At 63.8% G+C, this 17,032-nt stretch carries 16 protein-coding genes and 1 tRNA gene; 10 read left to right on the forward strand and 7 right to left on the reverse strand.

From position 1 onward, the window contains the following. Window positions 1-67: 67 nt before the first annotated feature. The gene (locus tag GGR36_RS11115; protein ID WP_183634654.1) at window positions 68-439 is read left to right on the forward strand and encodes an H-NS histone family protein; all 372 of its coding nucleotides are present in this window, start codon (window positions 68-70) and stop codon (window positions 437-439) included. Window positions 440-474: 35 nt separating this feature from the next. On the opposite strand, the gene GGR36_RS11120 is transcribed toward GGR36_RS11115, so the two are convergent. Beyond that, window positions 475-858, reverse strand: a complete 384-nt coding sequence (locus GGR36_RS11120; protein ID WP_183634655.1) for a dihydroneopterin aldolase — start codon at window positions 856-858, stop codon at window positions 475-477. Window positions 859-891: 33 nt separating this feature from the next. Here GGR36_RS11120 and plsY point away from each other — a divergent pair, with 33 nt between their 5' ends. Further along, entirely contained in the window at window positions 892-1,497 is a 606-nt protein-coding gene (gene plsY / locus GGR36_RS11125; RefSeq protein ID WP_183634656.1) for a glycerol-3-phosphate 1-O-acyltransferase PlsY, read from the forward strand. Here the strand turns inward: plsY and tsaD are convergent. Then, entirely contained in the window at window positions 1,494-2,525 is a 1,032-nt protein-coding gene (gene tsaD, locus GGR36_RS11130; RefSeq protein WP_183634657.1) for a tRNA (adenosine(37)-N6)-threonylcarbamoyltransferase complex transferase subunit TsaD, read from the reverse strand. The genes plsY and tsaD overlap by 4 nt on opposite strands. A 156-nt stretch (window positions 2,526-2,681) precedes the next feature. Here tsaD and rpsU point away from each other — a divergent pair, with 156 nt between their 5' ends. The 5 genes from rpsU to GGR36_RS11155 all read left to right on the forward strand — a co-directional run bounded on the left by rpsU (window position 2,682) and on the right by GGR36_RS11155 (window position 7,477). Further along, window positions 2,682-2,894 (forward strand): 30S ribosomal protein S21, encoded by a 213-nt coding sequence (gene rpsU / locus GGR36_RS11135; protein ID WP_172204808.1) that lies wholly within the window; start codon window positions 2,682-2,684, stop codon window positions 2,892-2,894. A gap of 119 nt (window positions 2,895-3,013) precedes the next feature. Next, a complete protein-coding gene (locus GGR36_RS11140) occupies window positions 3,014-3,460 on the forward strand; it encodes a GatB/YqeY domain-containing protein (protein WP_183634658.1) in 447 nt (148 codons plus the stop codon). Window positions 3,461-3,540: 80 nt separating this feature from the next. Continuing rightward, the gene (gene dnaG / locus GGR36_RS11145; RefSeq protein WP_183634659.1) at window positions 3,541-5,355 is read left to right on the forward strand and encodes a DNA primase; all 1,815 of its coding nucleotides are present in this window, start codon (window positions 3,541-3,543) and stop codon (window positions 5,353-5,355) included. 47 nt (window positions 5,356-5,402) lie between these two features. Next, window positions 5,403-7,364, forward strand: coding sequence for an RNA polymerase sigma factor RpoD (rpoD, locus tag GGR36_RS11150; protein ID WP_183634660.1), 1,962 nt, complete (start codon window positions 5,403-5,405; stop codon window positions 7,362-7,364). Between the two features lie 34 nt (window positions 7,365-7,398). After that, window positions 7,399-7,477: transfer RNA gene (locus tag GGR36_RS11155), tRNA-Ile, on the forward strand. Window positions 7,478-7,534: 57 nt separating this feature from the next. Here the strand turns inward: GGR36_RS11155 and rsmA are convergent. Genes rsmA through GGR36_RS11180 form a run of 5 tightly spaced genes read right to left on the reverse strand, consistent with a single transcriptional unit; the run spans window position 7,535 to window position 13,886 of the window. Then, window positions 7,535-8,335: a 16S rRNA (adenine(1518)-N(6)/adenine(1519)-N(6))-dimethyltransferase RsmA gene (rsmA, locus tag GGR36_RS11160; protein ID WP_183634661.1), complete on the reverse strand. Its 801-nt coding sequence runs from the start codon at window positions 8,333-8,335 to the stop codon at window positions 7,535-7,537. Beyond that, on the reverse strand, window positions 8,332-9,246 hold the full coding sequence (locus GGR36_RS11165) for a patatin-like phospholipase family protein (protein ID WP_183634662.1): 915 nt from the start codon (window positions 9,244-9,246) through the stop codon (window positions 8,332-8,334). The genes rsmA and GGR36_RS11165 overlap by 4 nt, the downstream gene beginning before the upstream one ends. Beyond that, window positions 9,243-10,238: a 4-hydroxythreonine-4-phosphate dehydrogenase PdxA gene (gene pdxA / locus GGR36_RS11170; protein WP_183634663.1), complete on the reverse strand. Its 996-nt coding sequence runs from the start codon at window positions 10,236-10,238 to the stop codon at window positions 9,243-9,245. The genes GGR36_RS11165 and pdxA overlap by 4 nt, the downstream gene beginning before the upstream one ends. After that, window positions 10,238-11,539 (reverse strand): peptidylprolyl isomerase, encoded by a 1,302-nt coding sequence (locus tag GGR36_RS11175; RefSeq protein WP_183634664.1) that lies wholly within the window; start codon window positions 11,537-11,539, stop codon window positions 10,238-10,240. Before GGR36_RS11175 ends, pdxA begins: the two co-directional genes overlap by 1 nt. Window positions 11,540-11,579: 40 nt before the next feature. After that, window positions 11,580-13,886 carry an LPS assembly protein LptD gene (locus GGR36_RS11180; RefSeq protein ID WP_207064239.1) on the reverse strand — a complete coding sequence of 769 codons (2,307 nt, stop codon included), beginning with the start codon at window positions 13,884-13,886 and terminating at the stop codon, window positions 11,580-11,582. A 103-nt stretch (window positions 13,887-13,989) separates the two neighbouring features. Here GGR36_RS11180 and GGR36_RS11185 point away from each other — a divergent pair, with 103 nt between their 5' ends. From GGR36_RS11185 to GGR36_RS11195, 3 genes are read left to right on the forward strand one after another with little or no spacing between them, the layout of a single operon-like run. After that, window positions 13,990-14,988, forward strand: a complete 999-nt coding sequence (locus tag GGR36_RS11185) for an aminoglycoside phosphotransferase family protein (RefSeq protein WP_183634666.1) — start codon at window positions 13,990-13,992, stop codon at window positions 14,986-14,988. Between the two features lie 8 nt (window positions 14,989-14,996). Next, on the forward strand, window positions 14,997-15,692 hold the full coding sequence (murU, locus tag GGR36_RS11190; protein ID WP_207064362.1) for an N-acetylmuramate alpha-1-phosphate uridylyltransferase MurU: 696 nt from the start codon (window positions 14,997-14,999) through the stop codon (window positions 15,690-15,692). Between the two features lie 17 nt (window positions 15,693-15,709). Next, the gene (locus tag GGR36_RS11195) at window positions 15,710-17,032 is read left to right on the forward strand and encodes an aminopeptidase P N-terminal domain-containing protein (protein WP_183634668.1); all 1,323 of its coding nucleotides are present in this window, start codon (window positions 15,710-15,712) and stop codon (window positions 17,030-17,032) included.

A 17,032-nucleotide genomic window follows, 5' to 3' on the forward strand; every position in this document is an offset into this window, starting at 1 on the left:
GTATCAATTGCATATTCCGATCCGAAATCGGCCGGAGTATCAATAACGAAAAGCTCAGAGGGGAACAATGGAACTTACCAAGCAAAGCCTCACAGAACTCAAGAGACTGCTCAAGCGCGTCGAAGCCGAAATCGAGCGTCGCGCCAATAGTGCCAAGAAAGATGTGCTGAAGAAGGTCAATAAACTGGTCAGCGAAGCCGGACTTTCCCTGGGCGACCTGATCGGTGACGACAAGAAACCTGCCCGCAAGGCTGCAAAGCCGCGCACCGGGGCGGCCAAACCCGGCCGCAAGGCTGCGGTGCGCAAAACGGTCGGCACGCCGAAGTACCGCAATCCTGCCAACACTGCACAAACGTGGACCGGCCATGGGCGCAAGCCGGGCTGGGTTGCCGAATGGCTGGCAAGCGGCAAGGCGCTCGCCGAACTGGAAATTCGCTGAAACAGAAAACGGGCCCTCAAGGCCCGTTCAGCTTTTCAGTGCTGGAAATCCGGGCGCGGCGGCGCAGGCTCGTCGCGCCCGCGTTCGATGAAGACGCCCACCCTGCGTACGCCGCGCAGCACACCCATTTTCGCAATCGAAACCCGCACCCAGGGCGCAGCGAATTCCGAGAAGAGCATATCGACAATGAACTCGCCAAGCGTTTCGAGCAGATTGAAATGGCGATGCGCGAGCACCGCCCGGATTCGCTCGACCACTACGTCATAATTGATCGTATCGTTGATGTCGTCGTGCGCAGCCGCCGCGTCCGGCACGCCAAACGTCAGGTTGATCTCGAGCATCTGGGTGGCTCGCTTTTCGCGCTCGTAGATGCCCACAGACGCCTCGACCTGAAGCCCTTCGACAAAAATAAAGTCCATTCACGCTCCAACTTGCGAATCAGCCATTAATCGATGCAAACAGCCCTCGTCGCCCTCGTGGCCTACTTTCTCGGCTCCGTTCCGTTTGCCGTCCTTGTCAGCCGAGCCATGGGACTTGAAGACCCTCGCCAATACGGATCCGGCAACCCGGGCGCCACAAATGTCCTGCGCAGCGGAAACAAGAAAGCCGCAATCCTGACCCTTGTCGGGGACGCACTCAAAGGCGCCGTTGCGGTGATAGCAGCACGCATGCTTGCCGAAGCCTTCGGCTTGAGCGAGTTCGATGCGGCAGCCGCCGGCCTGTTTGCATTCCTTGGCCACGTATTCTCCGCTTTCTTGCGCTTTCAGGGCGGGAAAGGCGTCGCGACGGCAGCCGGGGTGCTCATGGCGATGAGCCCGGTAGTGGGCGGACTGACCTTGCTGTGCTGGCTGACCGTGGCGATTTCAACTCGATATTCGTCCGCCGCAGCACTCGCCGCAGCCCTCACCGCACCCGCACTGACGTATTGGCGAACCCCCGAACTGGCGTGGACTGTTTCTGTGGCCGCGATGTCGCTAATACTGATCTGGCGTCACAAGGAAAACATCTCGCGACTGATCACCGGGCAGGAAAGCCGCATTGGCAACAAGAAACGCTAGGCAATATCGGCCGGCGGCCGGAGTTCGTTGAGGGGCCATCTCGGGCGAACCGCAAATCGCCCCTCGCGACTTCCCTTTGCCCCCTGCTCGAATCTCAACGCGGCGGCAAGCGCAATCATCGCACCGTTGTCCGAACAGAATTCGAGCTCCGGATAGTGCACGCGGAATTTCCGCCGCGCAGCGCTTTCATTCAATCGCTGACGCAGCCGCCGATTGGCGCCGACACCACCCGCCACGACCAGTGTATTGACGCCTGCACTCTTCATCGCCGCGATGGATTTTGCGACCAGCACCTCGGTAACAGCCTCCTGAAACTCGGCAGCCAGGTCAGCACGGCGCTCCGCCTGCCATTCAGGAGCCCGAGTTGCCGTGAGTACCGCCGTCTTGAGACCGCTGAAACTGAAATTCAAATCGCCTGAATGCAACATCGGCCGCGGCAGCTTGAAACGCCCCGCCGTACCCTCTGCGGCCAGCGCCGCAAGCGCGGGTCCGCCCGGGTAATCAAGACCGAGCAGCTTTGCGGTTTTGTCGAAGGCTTCACCCGCTGCATCATCGACGGTTTCGCCAAGCAATTCGTAAGCGCCGACGCCGGTGACCCGCATCAGTTGGGTGTGCCCGCCTGAAACCAGCAGCGCGATGAACGGGAATCTAGGCGGGTCCCTGGACAACAACGGCGACAGCAGGTGTCCTTCAAGATGGTGGACGGGTAGCGCCGGGATTCCGAGACCAAACGCGAAAGCCTCTGCAAAAGCGGCGCCGACAAGCAGCGCGCCCGCCAGTCCTGGCCCGGCGGTGTAACCAACGCCATGCAGATCGGCCGCTTCGTGGCCGGATGCCGCGAGTGCCTCGCGCACCAGAGGCACGATTCGGCGCACATGATCGCGGGACGCAAGCTCAGGCACGACGCCACCGTACTCGGCGTGCAGTGCTATCTGGGAGTGAACGCGATGCGCCAGAAGGCCGCGCCCGGTGTCGTAGACGCCAACGCCGGTCTCATCGCACGAGGATTCGATGCCGAGTATCAACATGGGCCGCGAGTGTAGCGCGAAGGCCCAGGCGATGGCACTTGACAGTGGACTTGGAAATCCGGACGAGTTTGGTTAAACTAGCGAGCTTCGCTCAACGGGCGCGCTCGACCTTGCTTCGAACTCGCCCAGACTACTGATCAATTCGAGGTTTTGAGAATGCCGGGTATCCGCCTCAAGGAAAACGAACCGTTTGAAGTTGCGATCCGTCGCTTCAAGCGCACCATCGAGAAGGCCGGTGTCATCACCGAGCTGCGTTCGCGCGAGTTCTACGAAAAGCCGACCGCCGAGCGCAAGCGCAAGAAAGCTGCTGCAGTGAAGCGCCTGCACAAGCGCCTGCGCAGCCAGCAGCTGCCGCCGAAGCTGTACTAAGCCGAACCGGCTGGCAGCTACGCTGCCAATAGTCCGCACGAATTCGCGCAGCGGAACGCGCCTTCCAAGGTCGCGTTCCGCTGCGCTTTTGCGCCTTCAAGTCAGCCATGGAGTCCCGAATGCCGCTCAAGCTACAGATCAATGAGGACATGAAGAACGCAATGCGCGCGAAAGACGCCGCCCGCCTGGGTGCGTTGCGGCTTTTGCTCGCGGCGATCAAGCAAAAGGAAGTCGACGAGCGCGTCGAACTTGATGACGCTGCCGTGCTCGCTGTTGTGGAGAAGCAGATCAAGCAGCGGCGGGATTCAGTCACCCAGTACGAGGCCGCCAAACGTGAAGATCTCGCCTCGGCCGAGCGCTTCGAGATTGAAGTGCTCTCTGCGTACATGCCGGCCCAATTGTCCGAGTCCGAAATCGATGCCGAAATCGACACTGCCATTGCCGAGACGGGCGCCAGCGGCCCGGCCGGCATGGGCAAGCTGATGGGCACGCTGAAGAGCCGGCTTGCCGGACGTGCGGACATGACCATCGTATCGGCACGCGTCAAGGCCAAGCTTGCCGGCTGACCGTAGCGGGCGGCGGACGCCCGTGCGTCTCCTATACTGATGAAGGTCGGCGATTGGCGCCGACCCGCATCAGCAGAACAATGATCCCCCAGTCCTTCATCCAGGACCTGATAGCTCGCACTGACATCGTCGACCTGATCCAGCGTTACGTACCGCTGAAAAAGGCCGGCGCGAACTACGCTGCCTGCTGCCCGTTCCACAACGAGAAGTCGCCGAGCTTCACCGTCAGCCCGACAAAGCAGTTCTACCACTGCTTCGGCTGCGGCGCGCACGGCACCGCCATCGGCTTTCTGATGGAGTATTCCGGACTCGGCTTTGTCGATGCGGTCAAGGATCTGGCACAGCAACTCGGCCTTGAAGTGCCGGACGACGGCCCGGCCTTTTCCGGCGGGGAACGCGAACAACATCGCTCGCTGGTCGAGGTCATGTCGACCGCCGCACGTTTCTACCGGGAACAACTCAAGGCATCGCCGCGCGCGGTCGACTATCTGAAACGTCGCGGCCTCACCGGCGAAGTGGCGGCGAAGTTCGGGATTGGCTATGCACCGGACGGATGGCAGGCGCTCGACAAGGCCTTCCCGAAATATGACGAACCCGCACTGGCGGAAGCCGGCCTGGTGATCGACAACGAGGCCGGGCGGCGCTACGACCGCTTCCGCGACCGCATCATGTTTCCGATCCAGGATGCGCGTGGAAACGTCATTGCCTTTGGCGGACGGATTCTCGATGCGGGCGAGCCAAAGTATCTGAACTCACCGGAAACACCACTGTTCGAAAAAGGTCGCGAGCTTTACGGGCTGCCGCAGGCGCGGATCGGGATCCGCGAGACCGGAACGGTCATCGTCGTCGAAGGCTATATGGACGTCGTCGCGCTCGCGCAGTTCGGCGTCTGCAACGCAGTCGCCACACTGGGCACGGCGACCACGCCCACGCACATCCAGAAACTGCTGCGTCAGGCCGATCGACTCGTGTTCTGCTTCGACGGCGACAAGGCCGGACGCAAGGCCGCACGCCGCGGCCTCGAGGCGTCATTGCCGCACTTGGCGGATGACAAGGCGGTCAGCTTCCTGTTCCTGCCGCCCGAGCACGATCCGGATTCCTTCGTGCGCGCACACGGCGCCGATGCCTTCCAGTCAGCAGCCCGCGACGCCACTCCGCTCGGGCGCTTCCTGATCGACACCCTGGCCGAAGGCTGTGACCTGGCGACCGCCGAAGGTCGCGCCCACCTCGTCCATAACGCAAAGGAGTTCATCCCGAAGATCGGGGCGCCCATCCTGAAGATGCAGTTGGTGCGCGATCTCGCCCAATCCGCGCAACTCGGTCCGGACGAGACGGCAGCAGCCTTGGGGCTGGAGGTGCCACGCCCCCGCCAGGCGCGCTACGAGGGCAACACGGGCAACTATGGCAAGGGCGGGTTCGGCAAAAAAGCCCTTCCACCACCAGAACCCCGTGTCGGCGTCGTGCCGCTGGAGCGCCAGCTACTTCGGGTGCTGCTGGCGCAACCGCGCCTTGGCGACAAGGTGCCGCTCGCGCTGCTCGACCATCTGCCGGATTCGGATGAACGCGCCGCTGTAATGGCCATCATCGACGCCGGCGAGGACGGCACCCTTCTCGAAGCCCCCCTTGGCGCCTGGATCGAACACTTCCGCGACTCGACGCATGAAACCGCGGTAACGCGTGCGATGCAGTCGATCGAAGAGGGTTATGTCAATGAGAGCAGCCTTGAACACACGCTCCGCGATCTGCTCAACCGACTCGAGCTCCAGACCGTCGAACAAGAGCTGAAGTTGCTGCAGAACCAGATCGCTACCGGCCGCGCCAACGCTGACGCGGCCACACGCCTGGGTTCGCTTCTTGCGAAAAAACAGAAACTTAGGTCTGGTCAGCCGGCCTGAGATTACGCTATAATTATCGGTTTTCGCGACCTTTTCCCGAGGATTTCATGGCCGCCACGGATAAATCAAAAGACCCCCGCAAGGATACGTCCAAGCCAAAGTCAGCCAAGGCAAAAACCAAGGAGAAGGAACTCGCGCTGGCTCAGGCGGCGACACTCCAGCCCGCCGACGCCGAAGCCCGCCGCACTCGTCTGAAGTCGCTGATCGCGCTCGGCAAGGAGCGCGGCTACCTGACCTACGCGGAAATCAACGACCACCTGCCCGACGACATGGTGGACGCCGAGCAGATCGAATCGATCATCTCGACCTTCGGCGACATGGGCATCCAGGTCTACGACGAGGCCCCCGCCGCCGAAGAGCTGCTGATCTCGGACAACGTGCCGCAGGTCGTCGACGATGAAGCCGCACAGGAAGAAGCCGAGCAGGCTCTGTCCGCCGCCGATTCCGAATTCGGCCGCACGACCGACCCGGTTCGCATGTACATGCGCGAGATGGGCACGGTCGAGCTGCTCACCCGCGAAGGCGAAATCGAGATCGCCAAACGCATCGAAGACGGCCTCAAGCACATGGTGCTGGCCATCTCCGCCTGCCCGACCACCGTCGCAGACATCCTTGAAGTGGCAGACAAGGTCGCCAAGGACGAGATGCGCATCGACGAGCTCGTCGACGGCCTGATCGACCCCAATGCGCCGGAAGAAGTACCGGCCGAAGAGGTCGAAATCGACGAAGACGAAGAGGAAGACGCCGACGACGAAGACGGCGACGGGTCCGCCAAGATCAGCGCTTCGCTACTCCAGTTGAAGACCGACGCACTGCAACGCTTCGATGTGATTCGCGGCCTTTACGGCAAGATGATCGCGGCGCTGGGCAAGAAGGGTTCGGACGACAAGAACTACCTGAAAATCCACGGACAGATCAGCGCCGAGCTGATGAACATCCGCTTCACCGCCAAGTCGATCGAAAAGCTGTGCGACTCCGTGCGCCACATGGTCGAAAACGTCCGCAAGCACGAACGCAAGATCCTCGACCTGTGCGTCGAGCGCGCCGGCATGTCGCGTCAGCATTTCATCAAGGTCTTCCCGGGCAATGAAACGAACCGTGACTGGCTGAAGAGCGAGATCAGCAGCAATGCCAGTTACGCCGCCGCGCTGATGCGCATGCAGCCGGCGATCCTGGAAGAGCAGCAGAAGCTGATCGACCTGCAGGAACGCATCGGCATTCCGCTCAAGGAGCTCAAGGACATCAACAAGCAGATGTCCACCGGCGAAGCGAAGATGCGCCGCGCCAAGCGCGAGATGACCGAGGCCAACCTGCGCCTGGTGATCTCGATCGCGAAGAAGTACACCAACCGCGGCCTGCAGTTCCTCGACCTCATCCAGGAAGGCAACATCGGCCTGATGAAGGCGGTGGACAAGTTCGAATACCGCCGCGGCTACAAGTTCTCGACCTACGCGACCTGGTGGATCCGTCAGGCCATCACGCGTTCGATCGCCGACCAGGCGCGCACGATCCGCATCCCGGTCCACATGATCGAAACGATCAACAAGATGAACCGCATCTCGCGCCAGATCCTGCAGGAAACCGGCCTCGAGCCCGATCCGGCAACGCTGGCGGTGAAGATGGAGATGCCCGAGGACAAGATCCGCAAGATCATGAAGATCTCCAAGGAGCCCATCTCCATGGAGACGCCGATCGGCGACGACGACGACTCGCACCTCGGCGACTTCATCGAAGACACCGCCACCGTGGCACCGGCCGATGCGGCCGAGTACTCCGGCCTGCGCGACGCGACCAAGGAAGTGCTCGACAGCCTCACGCCGCGCGAAGCCAAGGTGCTGCGCATGCGTTTCGGTATCGAAATGAACACCGACCACACGCTGGAAGAAGTCGGCAAACAATTCGACGTCACCCGCGAGCGCATCCGCCAGATCGAAGCCAAGGCGTTGCGCAAGCTGCGCCACCCGTCGCGTTCGGACAAGCTGCGTAGCTTCCTCGACGGCGAAGGCTAAGCCTGTTTGATGCGAGCCGCCACGCGGCTCGCATGGGCCTCTAGCTCATGCCTGGTTAGAGCAGCGGACTCATAATCCGTTGGTGCCGAGTTCGACTCTCGGGGGGCCCACCAGACACAAAAGGGGCACGGTCTTGACCGTGCCCCTTTTTGTTTGAATGCTCGCTGACTTCAGGCTTTTGCTGCGCAGTAGTTGGCGATACGCACGAAATCGGCGAGCGATAGCGTTTCACCGCGTTTGCCCGGATCGACTCCAAGGGCGTCGAAGCCCCCATCGTCGAGGATGCCCTTCAAGGTATTGCGCAAGGTCTTGCGGCGCTGCCCGAATGCCGCCGTGACGACCTTGGCAAGCAGCGCGTCGTCATCGCAGTCCAGCTCGCCCGCTGCCTTCGGCACCAAACGTACGATGGCCGAAGTGACTTTGGGTGCCGGGTGGAAGGCGCCGGGCGGCACGTCGAACAGCTTCGCCATGTGGAAGCGGTACTGCAGCATCACGCCGAGCCGCCCGTAGGCCTCTTCGTCAGGGTCCGCAACCATACGATCCACAACCTCCCGCTGCAGCATGAAGGTCATTTCCTTCACCCCGGTTGCAAACTCGGCCAGATGGAACAGCAAGGGCGTTGAGATGTTGTAGGGCAGGTTACCCACCACCTTCAACTTCCCTTCCGAACCGGCCGCCAGCGCGCCAAAGTCAAACTTCAGCGCGTCGCCCTCGTGGATCGTGATCTGCTCGGGTGTGTAGGTTTCCTTGAGTCGCGCAATCAGGTCGCGGTCGATCTCCACCACATGCAGATGCCCTGCCGCGGCGATCAGCGGCGCCGTCAGCGCGCCCAGCCCGGGTCCGATCTCGACAATCGGCTCACCCGGTTTCACCGCGATCGCCGAGACGATCTTGCGGATGATGTTCTGGTCAACGAGAAAGTTCTGGCCGAAGCGCTTGCGCGCAAGGTGACCGTCGAGTGGCCGGATCATCGCTTGTCCCACGCAAGAAGCTTTTCGCGAATCCGTGGGATCGCCCCGAAACCGGCACGCTCGCCTTCCAGGATCGCTTCATGGCGCTGCTGGAAATTGCCCGCGGGCAAACCCTTGATGTTCGGGTTCACCACCACGTCGGCATCACGCAATTCGTAGTCCGCGATCTTGTTACCCATGATTGCAATGGTATCGAGCAGCACGTCGACACTGCCGCCGCCCTTCTTGCCGGAGGGGCGCTGCGAGATGTCGACGGCGATCACGATGTCGGCCCCCATGGTGCGGGCGGTGCGCGCCGGCACCGGGCTGACCAGCCCGCCATCCACGTATTCCCGACCGCGGATCACGACCGGCGAGAACACGCCGGGGACCGAAGCCGACGCGCGTACCGCCTGCCCCACGTTGCCGACCGAAAACGCCGTCGGTTCGCCGCTCTGCAGGTCGGTCGCCACCGCCGCGAAACGCCGCTTGAGTCCCTCGATCGGCTTGTTCGCGACCTGTTTGTTGATGAAGGCTTCCAGCGCCTCGCCCTTGAGCAAACCGCGGTCGAACAGTGCCCAGTCCTTGAACGAGCTCTCCTCGAGCTGGAAAGCCATCTTCTGTAGATCAAAGGCGCCGAAGCCCGCGGCGTAGAGCGCACCCACCACGCTGCCGGCGCTGGTGCCGACGACGATATCCGGCGAAATGCCGTTGGTTTCGAGCGCCTTGATCACGCCGATGTGCGCAAAGCCGCGCGCAGCCCCACCGCCCAGCGCCAAGCCGATCTTCGCCTTGGGTCGCGGGGTCGGCGCTGCCGGGACTTGCGCTTGCACCGGTTTCACGGGTTCCGGGTCGGGTTTCGGCTGGGTCGTCTGGCATGCGGCCAGAAAGAGGCTTGCACCCCCGACGACCAGGAATTCGCGACGCTTCATGCCCCCATCCTTCGCTGTGCCGCCACCATGTCGACCGCACACCCAATCGCGGCGTACAGGCTGCCCGGATCGGCGCGGCCGCTGCCGGCAAGGTCCAGCGCGGTGCCGTGGTCGACCGAGGTGCGGATGATCGGAAGGCCCAGCGTGATATTCACGCCACCGCCGAAACTTGCGTACTTCAACACCGGTAGCCCCTGGTCGTGATACATCGCCAGCACCGCGTCGCCGCGTTCAAGCTGGTGTGGCGTGAATAGTGTGTCGGCCGGCAGCGGCCCGATCAGCGCCATGCCCTCGGCGCGCAGCGCGTCGAGCACCGGGGTGATGACGTCGATCTCTTCACGCCCCATGTGGCCGGATTCACCGGCATGCGGATTGAGCCCCGCGACAAGGATGCGTGGCGCTGCCAACCCGAAGCGCGTGTGCAAATCGCAGTGCAGGATACGAATCGTCGTGGCGAGGGACTCCGCCGTCAGGGCCGTCGGCACATCCTTCAGCGCCAGATGCGTGGTCGCCAGCGCGACCCGCAGGCCGCCGCCTGCCAGCATCATCACCACCTGCGGTGTGCCGGTGCGCTCGGCGAGGTACTCGGTATGTCCGGTGAAGGGCACACCGGCGTCATTGATCACGCCCTTGTGCAAGGGCGCGGTGACGATGGCGTCGAAGCGCCCTTGCATACAACCGTCGATCGCTGAATCCAGGATTGCCAGCACATGCGTGGCGTTCGCCACATCCAGTTTGCCGGCTGTCGAGGCACGCGCAAGCGGCACATGCAGCACGTCGAGCACGCCCGATGCGCGCGGCGCACCGGGAACCCAGTCGCGGACGCCTATCGCATGGCCGCAGGCCTCGGCGCGCGCCAGAATCAGTTCACGGTCGCCAATCGCCACCGGATGCGCGGCCACGCTGTGGTGCGCCAGCGTCGCCACCAGTTCGGGGCCGACCCCTGCCGGCTCTCCGCAGGTGATCGCCAGCGTCGGTAGCGGCGTGCTCATCACAGCGGCGTGTTGTAGGGCGGCCGCAATTCAACGAATGCGCGATCGCGCAACTGCCGCACGAAATCATCGAAGGCCTCGTCGGACTTGCGTTCGCGCAGCGCGGCGCGCGCCTGGTTGCGACGACGTTCGCCCGATACATCTTCGGTCTTGCGCTCGGTTACCTGGATCAGGTGCCAGCCGAACGGCGATTGCACCGGTTGGCTGATCTCGTCGATCGGCAACGCGTTCATCGCGCGTTCGAACTCCGGCACGGTATCGCCGGGGTTGATCCAGCCCAGATCGCCGCCCTTCGGCGCACTGCCGTCATTGGAGTAACGCTTCGCCAGTTCGGCAAAGTTGCCCCCCTGAACGAGCCGATCCCGCAACTGTTCCAGGCGTTGGCGAGCCTCGGCATCGCTGACCTTGTCGGACGTCTTGATCAGGATGTGCCGCACATGGGTACGCTGCACCGTCGCGGTTTCGTTGTCGCTGCCGCCGCGGGAATCGATCAGCTTGACGATGTGCAGACCTGCCGGGCTGCGCAACACCTGCGTCAGCGCACCGGGCTTGAGCAGGCGGATCGCGTCGGCATACAGCGTCGGCAAGCGATCGATGCGACGCCAGCCCAGATTGCCGCCCGACAACGCATCCGGGGCATCGGAGTTGCCTGCCGCCAGTTTCGTGAAGTCCTCGCCCGCCTGCGCGCGCGCGAGCAGGCTTTCGGCGCGGGCCTGCAGCTTGCTCCACTGCTGCGGCGTGGCCGAGTCAGGCGCACGCAACAGAATGTGGGCCACCATCACTTCCTGCGACGAGGTCGCCGTTTGCGCGGCAAGGAAGGCGTCCACTTCGGCGTCGGTGACGATGACCCGCGTTTCGACCTCACGCTCGCGCAGGCGCCCGAGGGTCATTTCATTGCGGATGTCCTCGCGAAAGCCGGTCCACGACATCCCGTCCTTCTCGAGAGCAGCGCGGAACTGGGTGATGTTCATCTTGTTGTTTTCGGCGATCCGCTGCGTGGCGCGCTCCAGCGTCGCATCGTCCACGCGCACCGAGGTCTCGCGGGCAAATTGCAATTGCACCCGTTCATAGATCATCCGCTCCAGCATCTGGCGGGCGAACACATCGGCCGGCGGCAACTGCGTGCCCTGTTTCTGCAACTGCCGGGATGCCTGTTGCACCCGCGCCTCAAGCTCGCGCGCGGTAATCACCTCGTCGTTGACCACCGCCGCGATGCCGTCGATCTGCTGCGGCGCGGCGACGGCCCCGACGCAAAGCAGCAAGGCGAGCGAGCCAAACAAGGTACGGAACATACTTTTCATGCGTGCTTCCTCATGGCCGCCAATACGGCCGGATCAGATGTCATTGCGTGCCGAAGACCGGATCAGCCACTGGCTGGCTGATGCGCCCATAACCGACCACGTTGCTCTCTAGCAGTGAAACCGGACTGTTGCCGACGCTTACCACGCCACCGAACTCGAACTGGAGGTAGTAGGCATTCGTGTACTTGCCGGTGCTGTTCAACAAAGAATGCGCGGCAAGTCGCAACACCCAGCAGCCACCGTTGTATTCGACACCGGCAATCGCCTGCGTCAGGGTGTTGGTGCGCACGTCGCCACTGGCGCGGCCAACCACATAGAAGTTCCGCACGACCGGCCACTGGAGGGCCACGTCGACGTCGCCATACACATCACGCTGATAGCGGTAGGCCACCGAAGCCACTTTCGCGAAGCCGGGCTGGTAGCGCAGGCCGGCCGTCGCGCGTTCCATCCGCGTATCGCGCGGGTTGTACTGCGCGAACAGATCCAGCGTCGTGTTCGCCAGCACCTTACCGGAAAATGCGCCGAGCAGATCCGCCCACTGCGAAGTGCGACCGGTCTCGCCCGGCAAGGTCACGCGCTGATTCTCGAAATAGATGCGCGCACCGAAGGCCGTGCGCAGCAGTTCTTCGCCCGTCTCGGCGCTCAGCAGACGGGAGGTCACGCCGCCGGTGAGCTGGCTGGCGTTGGCAATGCGGTCCTGGCCCGAATAGACGTTCTCGGAATAGATCTGCGCGAAGCCGAAGTCAGCCGGTGCGGTATCAAAGACCGGCAACTGATCCTGATTCCGGTACGGCACGCGCAGGTAATACAGTCTCGGCTCGAGCGTCTGAACCATCGCGCGCTCGCCAAAACGGCTGTCGCGCTCGAAGAACAGACCGGCGTCGAGGCTGGCGATCGGGAGCACGCGCTGGGCGGACAGAGGGCCTGCACTCACCCGCTGATCGAGTTGATAAGTGGTGGCATGCAGACCGAGCTTTGGCGCGATGTAGCCCTGCGGACGCACGAAGTTGTAGGCCACTTGCGGGTAGGCATAGGCCCGCCAACCGGTATCCGAATCGGCGCGACTGAAGTCTGCCGCCTCGAGCGGCATCTTCAGCGAGAAACCCGAAAGCTCCGGCACATAGGCCTGAGCCATGAGCACCGGCAGGCGGTTGTACTGCGGTGAGCCTTTCAGGGTCTGAAAGCGCTGCGCGAGAACCGATGCGGTGAGCCAGGAACCAGCGTTGTAGCCGAGCGACGCTTCGCGCAGCAGAACGTCGGTCGAGGTTTGCGCCACGCGGGAGCTCAGATCAGCGAAGTAATCCTTGTCGCTGACCGCGTTGTAGTTGATCCGCCCCGCAAAGCCGTAGCCCAGGTTCTGCTCGTGCAGAAAGCCGATCGCGCTCCGGCTCTCGCCATACACCGCGTCGTTGGGCAGGTATTCGGTCTGCAGGCTGCCGTGGAATGAGGGATTGAGATAGCGGAATTCGTTGCTGACCTGAATGCCGCGACGCCCCAGGTAGCGCGGCACGATCGTGTCGTCGTAGTTGGGCGCGAGGTTCAGGTAATACGGCAGCGTGACATCGAGACCGGTGACGTTCGATGTACCGATCGTCGGCGCGAGCAGACCGGATCTCCGTTCGCCGTTGAGCGGAAACGGCGCCACCGGCGCATACATGATCGGCACACCACCGAAGTGAAAGGTACCGTTGTACGCGTCTCCCTGGTTGCGATCGAAATCCAGATCCAGTTCTTTCGCCTTGACGTACCACGCCGGATCGTTCGCCTCGCAGGTGGTGAATGTCGCGTTCTTCAGGTGGTAACGGTTCTCGCCTTCGAGTTCGATCGAATCCGCATGGCCACGGCCATGCACCGTCACATCGGCGGGCCGGGCGATGCCGGTGCTGGCCACCTGCGCACTGACGCGCGCAGCACGGTTGCGCTGGATCTCGTAGTCCGGCTTTTCGAACTCGCCCACCTGCTCTTCAACGCGATAACGCAGACGCGGTCCACGAATCGTGTCGGTGCCGCGCTTCAAGACCACGTTGCCGGTCGCGACGGCTTCGTCGCCAAGAATGTCGTAATCCACCCGGTCGGCGTCCAGCCGCGCGGTGTCGCGTTCGAGCACCACCCGCCCCGCGGCATCGACACGCACGTCCTGCTGACCTTCGATCCGGTCCGCCGTCACCGTGGTAACGCCGGGCGCGCTTGACACAGGCGCAGCAGCGGCGGCGACTTGCCCGAGTGCGGCCCGGAAAGCACCGATTGAAAACCCGGCCGCTTGCGCCCCATGGGCCGGCACAGCAACGAGGCTGCATGCCAGCAAGGGCAACGCGAGGCGCAAAGGGAAGCGGGTCGGTTTCGTCACGCGTTGGGGCCGGGCGCGAAGCCCGTTTGCTAAAATGCGCGATTTTACATCAAGCACTTGGCCGCGCCTTCGCCGGAGACGCGATCAGGTCTGGAGCACTGGCTTGGATCGACTCGAACTCCTTCGCGCCTGGGTAGCCGCACAGCACCCCGGTCGCACCTTCAACCTCAGCCCCGCTTCGGCCGACGCGAGTTTCCGCCGCTACTTCCGCGCGCGCTTCGATGACGAGACGACCCGCATCGTCATGGATGCGCCGCCATCGCACGAAGACTGCAAGCCCTTCGTCAAGGTCGCCCGCCTGTTCGGCGCGAGCGGCGCCCATGTGCCAGAGGTGCTGGCCGAGAACCATGAGGACGGTTTCCTGCTGCTGTCCGATCTGGGCAACACCACCTACCTGCAGGCCCTCACCGCCGACAACGCCGCACACCTCTACGCTGACGCACTCGGCGCGCTGGCGAGCATCCAGGCCGCCAGCCAGCCCGGCGTGCTGCCGGACTATTCGCGCGAGCTGCTGCTGCGAGAGCTCGAACTCTTCCCGGTCTGGTACGTCGCCCGGCACAAGGGCATCACGCTGGGCGATGCGGACACCGCCGACCTCTACGACGTGTTTGACCACATCCTCGACGTCAACCTCGCCGAGCCCAAGGTCTTCGTTCATCGCGACTTCCACTCGCGCAACCTGATGCACCTGCCGGCCGGCAACCCCGGCGTGCTCGACTTCCAGGACGCGGTCTACGGCCCGACCACCTACGATCTGGTCTCGCTGTTCAAGGACGCCTACATCGAGTGGGACGAAGAGCTCACGATCGACTGGCTGGTGCGCTACTGGCAGGTGGCGCGCAAGCTCGGCCTGCCGGTGCGCGAGGATTTCGCCGATTTCCACCGCGACTACGAATGGATGGGCGCGCAGCGTCACATCAAGGTGCTCGGCATCTTCGCGCGCCTCTACCACCGCGACGGCAAGGACGGCTACTTGCAGAACATGCCGCTGGTGATGCGCTACCTGCGCAAGACCGCCGAACGCTACCGCGAACTCAAACCGCTGGCGAAACTGCTCGACCGCATCGAACCGGTCGAAAAGGTCGAAGGGCTCACCTTCTGATGAAGGCGATGATCCTGGCCGCCGGCCGCGGTGAACGCATGCGCCCGCTCACCGACCACACGCCCAAACCCTTGCTGCCGGTCGGCGGCAAGCCGCTGATCGTGTGGCACATCGAAGCCCTCGCCCGCGCAGGCATTCGCGACATCGTCATCAACCACGCCTGGCTCGGCGAGGTGCTCGAAGCAGCGCTCGGCGACGGCGCGCGCTGGGGCGTTTCGATCGCTTGGTCGCGCGAGGGCGAGCCGCTCGAAACCGCAGGCGGTATTGCCACTGCCCTGCCCCTGCTGGGCAGCGAACCTTTTGTCGCAATCAACGGCGACATTCATGCGGACTTCCCGCTCGAACGCCTGATCGCCGCCGCAAAGGGGCTGGACGCCGATCGCCAGGCGCATCTGGTCCTGATTCCGTATCCGGGTCACAAGGCCGGCGCGGCCCTCGCTCTCGACGACGAGGCCAGGGTCAGGGTCGCGCTCGGTGCGCCCTACACGTTCTCCGGCCTCGCCGCGTACCATCCCGCGCTGTTCAAGGGCGTGCCGCCGCACCAGAAACATCCGCTGCTGCCGGTGTTCGCGTCGGCCGGTGCCGCCGGGCGCATTCGTGGCGAGGTGCATGCCGGCGCATGGACTGATGTCGGCACCCCGGAACGACTCGCCGAACTCGATCGTCAACTGGCAAGCACTGGCCAGACCTCGACCCAGCATTGATAGCAACAAGGACCCGGATGAGCTTCGACCCTAGCCCCTTCGCCGCACGCCGCCTGCGCCTGGCCGACCAGATGCGCGCCGCAGGCGGAGGCGTCGCCTACATCCCCACCGCGCGCGAGGCGCTGCGCAACGGCGACTCCGAATACGCCTACCGCTTCGGAAGCAACTTCTACTACCTCACCGGCTTTGTCGAACCGGAAGCGAGCCTGCTGGTGATCGCCGATGCCACACACACCCGCTGTGTGCTGTTCTGCCGCGAGAAGAACTTCGAACGCGAGATCTGGGACGGCTTCCGCTACGGGCCGGCCGCTGCCGCCGGGACCTTCGGCCTCGACGAAGCGTGGCCGATCACCGAGCTTGAAACCCGCCTGCCGGATTACCTCGCCGACCAGGCTGCGGTCTTCCACACGATCGGCGCCGACAATGCCGAGGACAGCCGCATCGTGCGTGCACTCGACGCGCTGCGCGCCCGCGCCCGCACAGGCGTCACGCCGCCCGCGAGCGTGCGCGACCTGCGCCTGCTGATCGACGAAATGCGCCTGCACAAGGACCCCGACGAACTGGCCGCGATGCGCCGCGCCGCTGCCATCAGCAGCGACGCCCATGCGCGCGCGATGCGCTTCGCCCGGCCCAGCCGTTTCGAATACCAGGTTGCGGCCGAACTGATGCACGAATTCCTCAGCCGGGGCGCGCAGGCACCGGCCTATACGCCTATCGTCGCCAGCGGCGCCAACGCCTGCGTGCTGCACTACGTCGGCAACCGCGCGCAACTCGCCGACGGCGACCTGCTGCTGATCGACGCCGGCTGCGAAGTCGATGGCTATGCTGCCGATATCACCCGCACTTTCCCTGTGAACGGCCGCTTTACTGGCCCGCAGCGCGACATCTACGAGCTGGTGCTGGCGGCTGAACTCGCCGCGATCGACAAGGTGCGTGCCGGCCAGCCGTACAACGCCTACCACGACGCCGCCGTCGCAGTGCTGACACAAGGCCTGCTCGATCTGGGCCTGCTCGCCGGCGACCGCGACGGTCTGATCGAAAGCAAGGCCTACAACCGCTTCTACATGCACAGCACCGGCCATTGGCTAGGGCTGGACGTCCACGACGCGGGCCGCTACAAGATTGACGGCGGATGGCGGCCGCTGGCCGAGAATCAGGTGCTGACCGTCGAGCCGGGCCTCTACATCCGCCCGGCCGACGATGTGCCCGCGCATTTCTGGAACATCGGCGTGCGGATCGAGGATGATGTGCGGATCACCGACGGCGCGCCGGAAGTACTCAGCGCGGGCGCACCGAAAACCGTCGCCGACATTGAAGCCCTGATGCGCGATCGCGCCTGA

The organism is Niveibacterium umoris, assembly GCF_014197015.1.
In the GTDB taxonomy this organism is placed as follows: Bacteria; Pseudomonadota; Gammaproteobacteria; order Burkholderiales; family Rhodocyclaceae; genus Niveibacterium; species Niveibacterium umoris.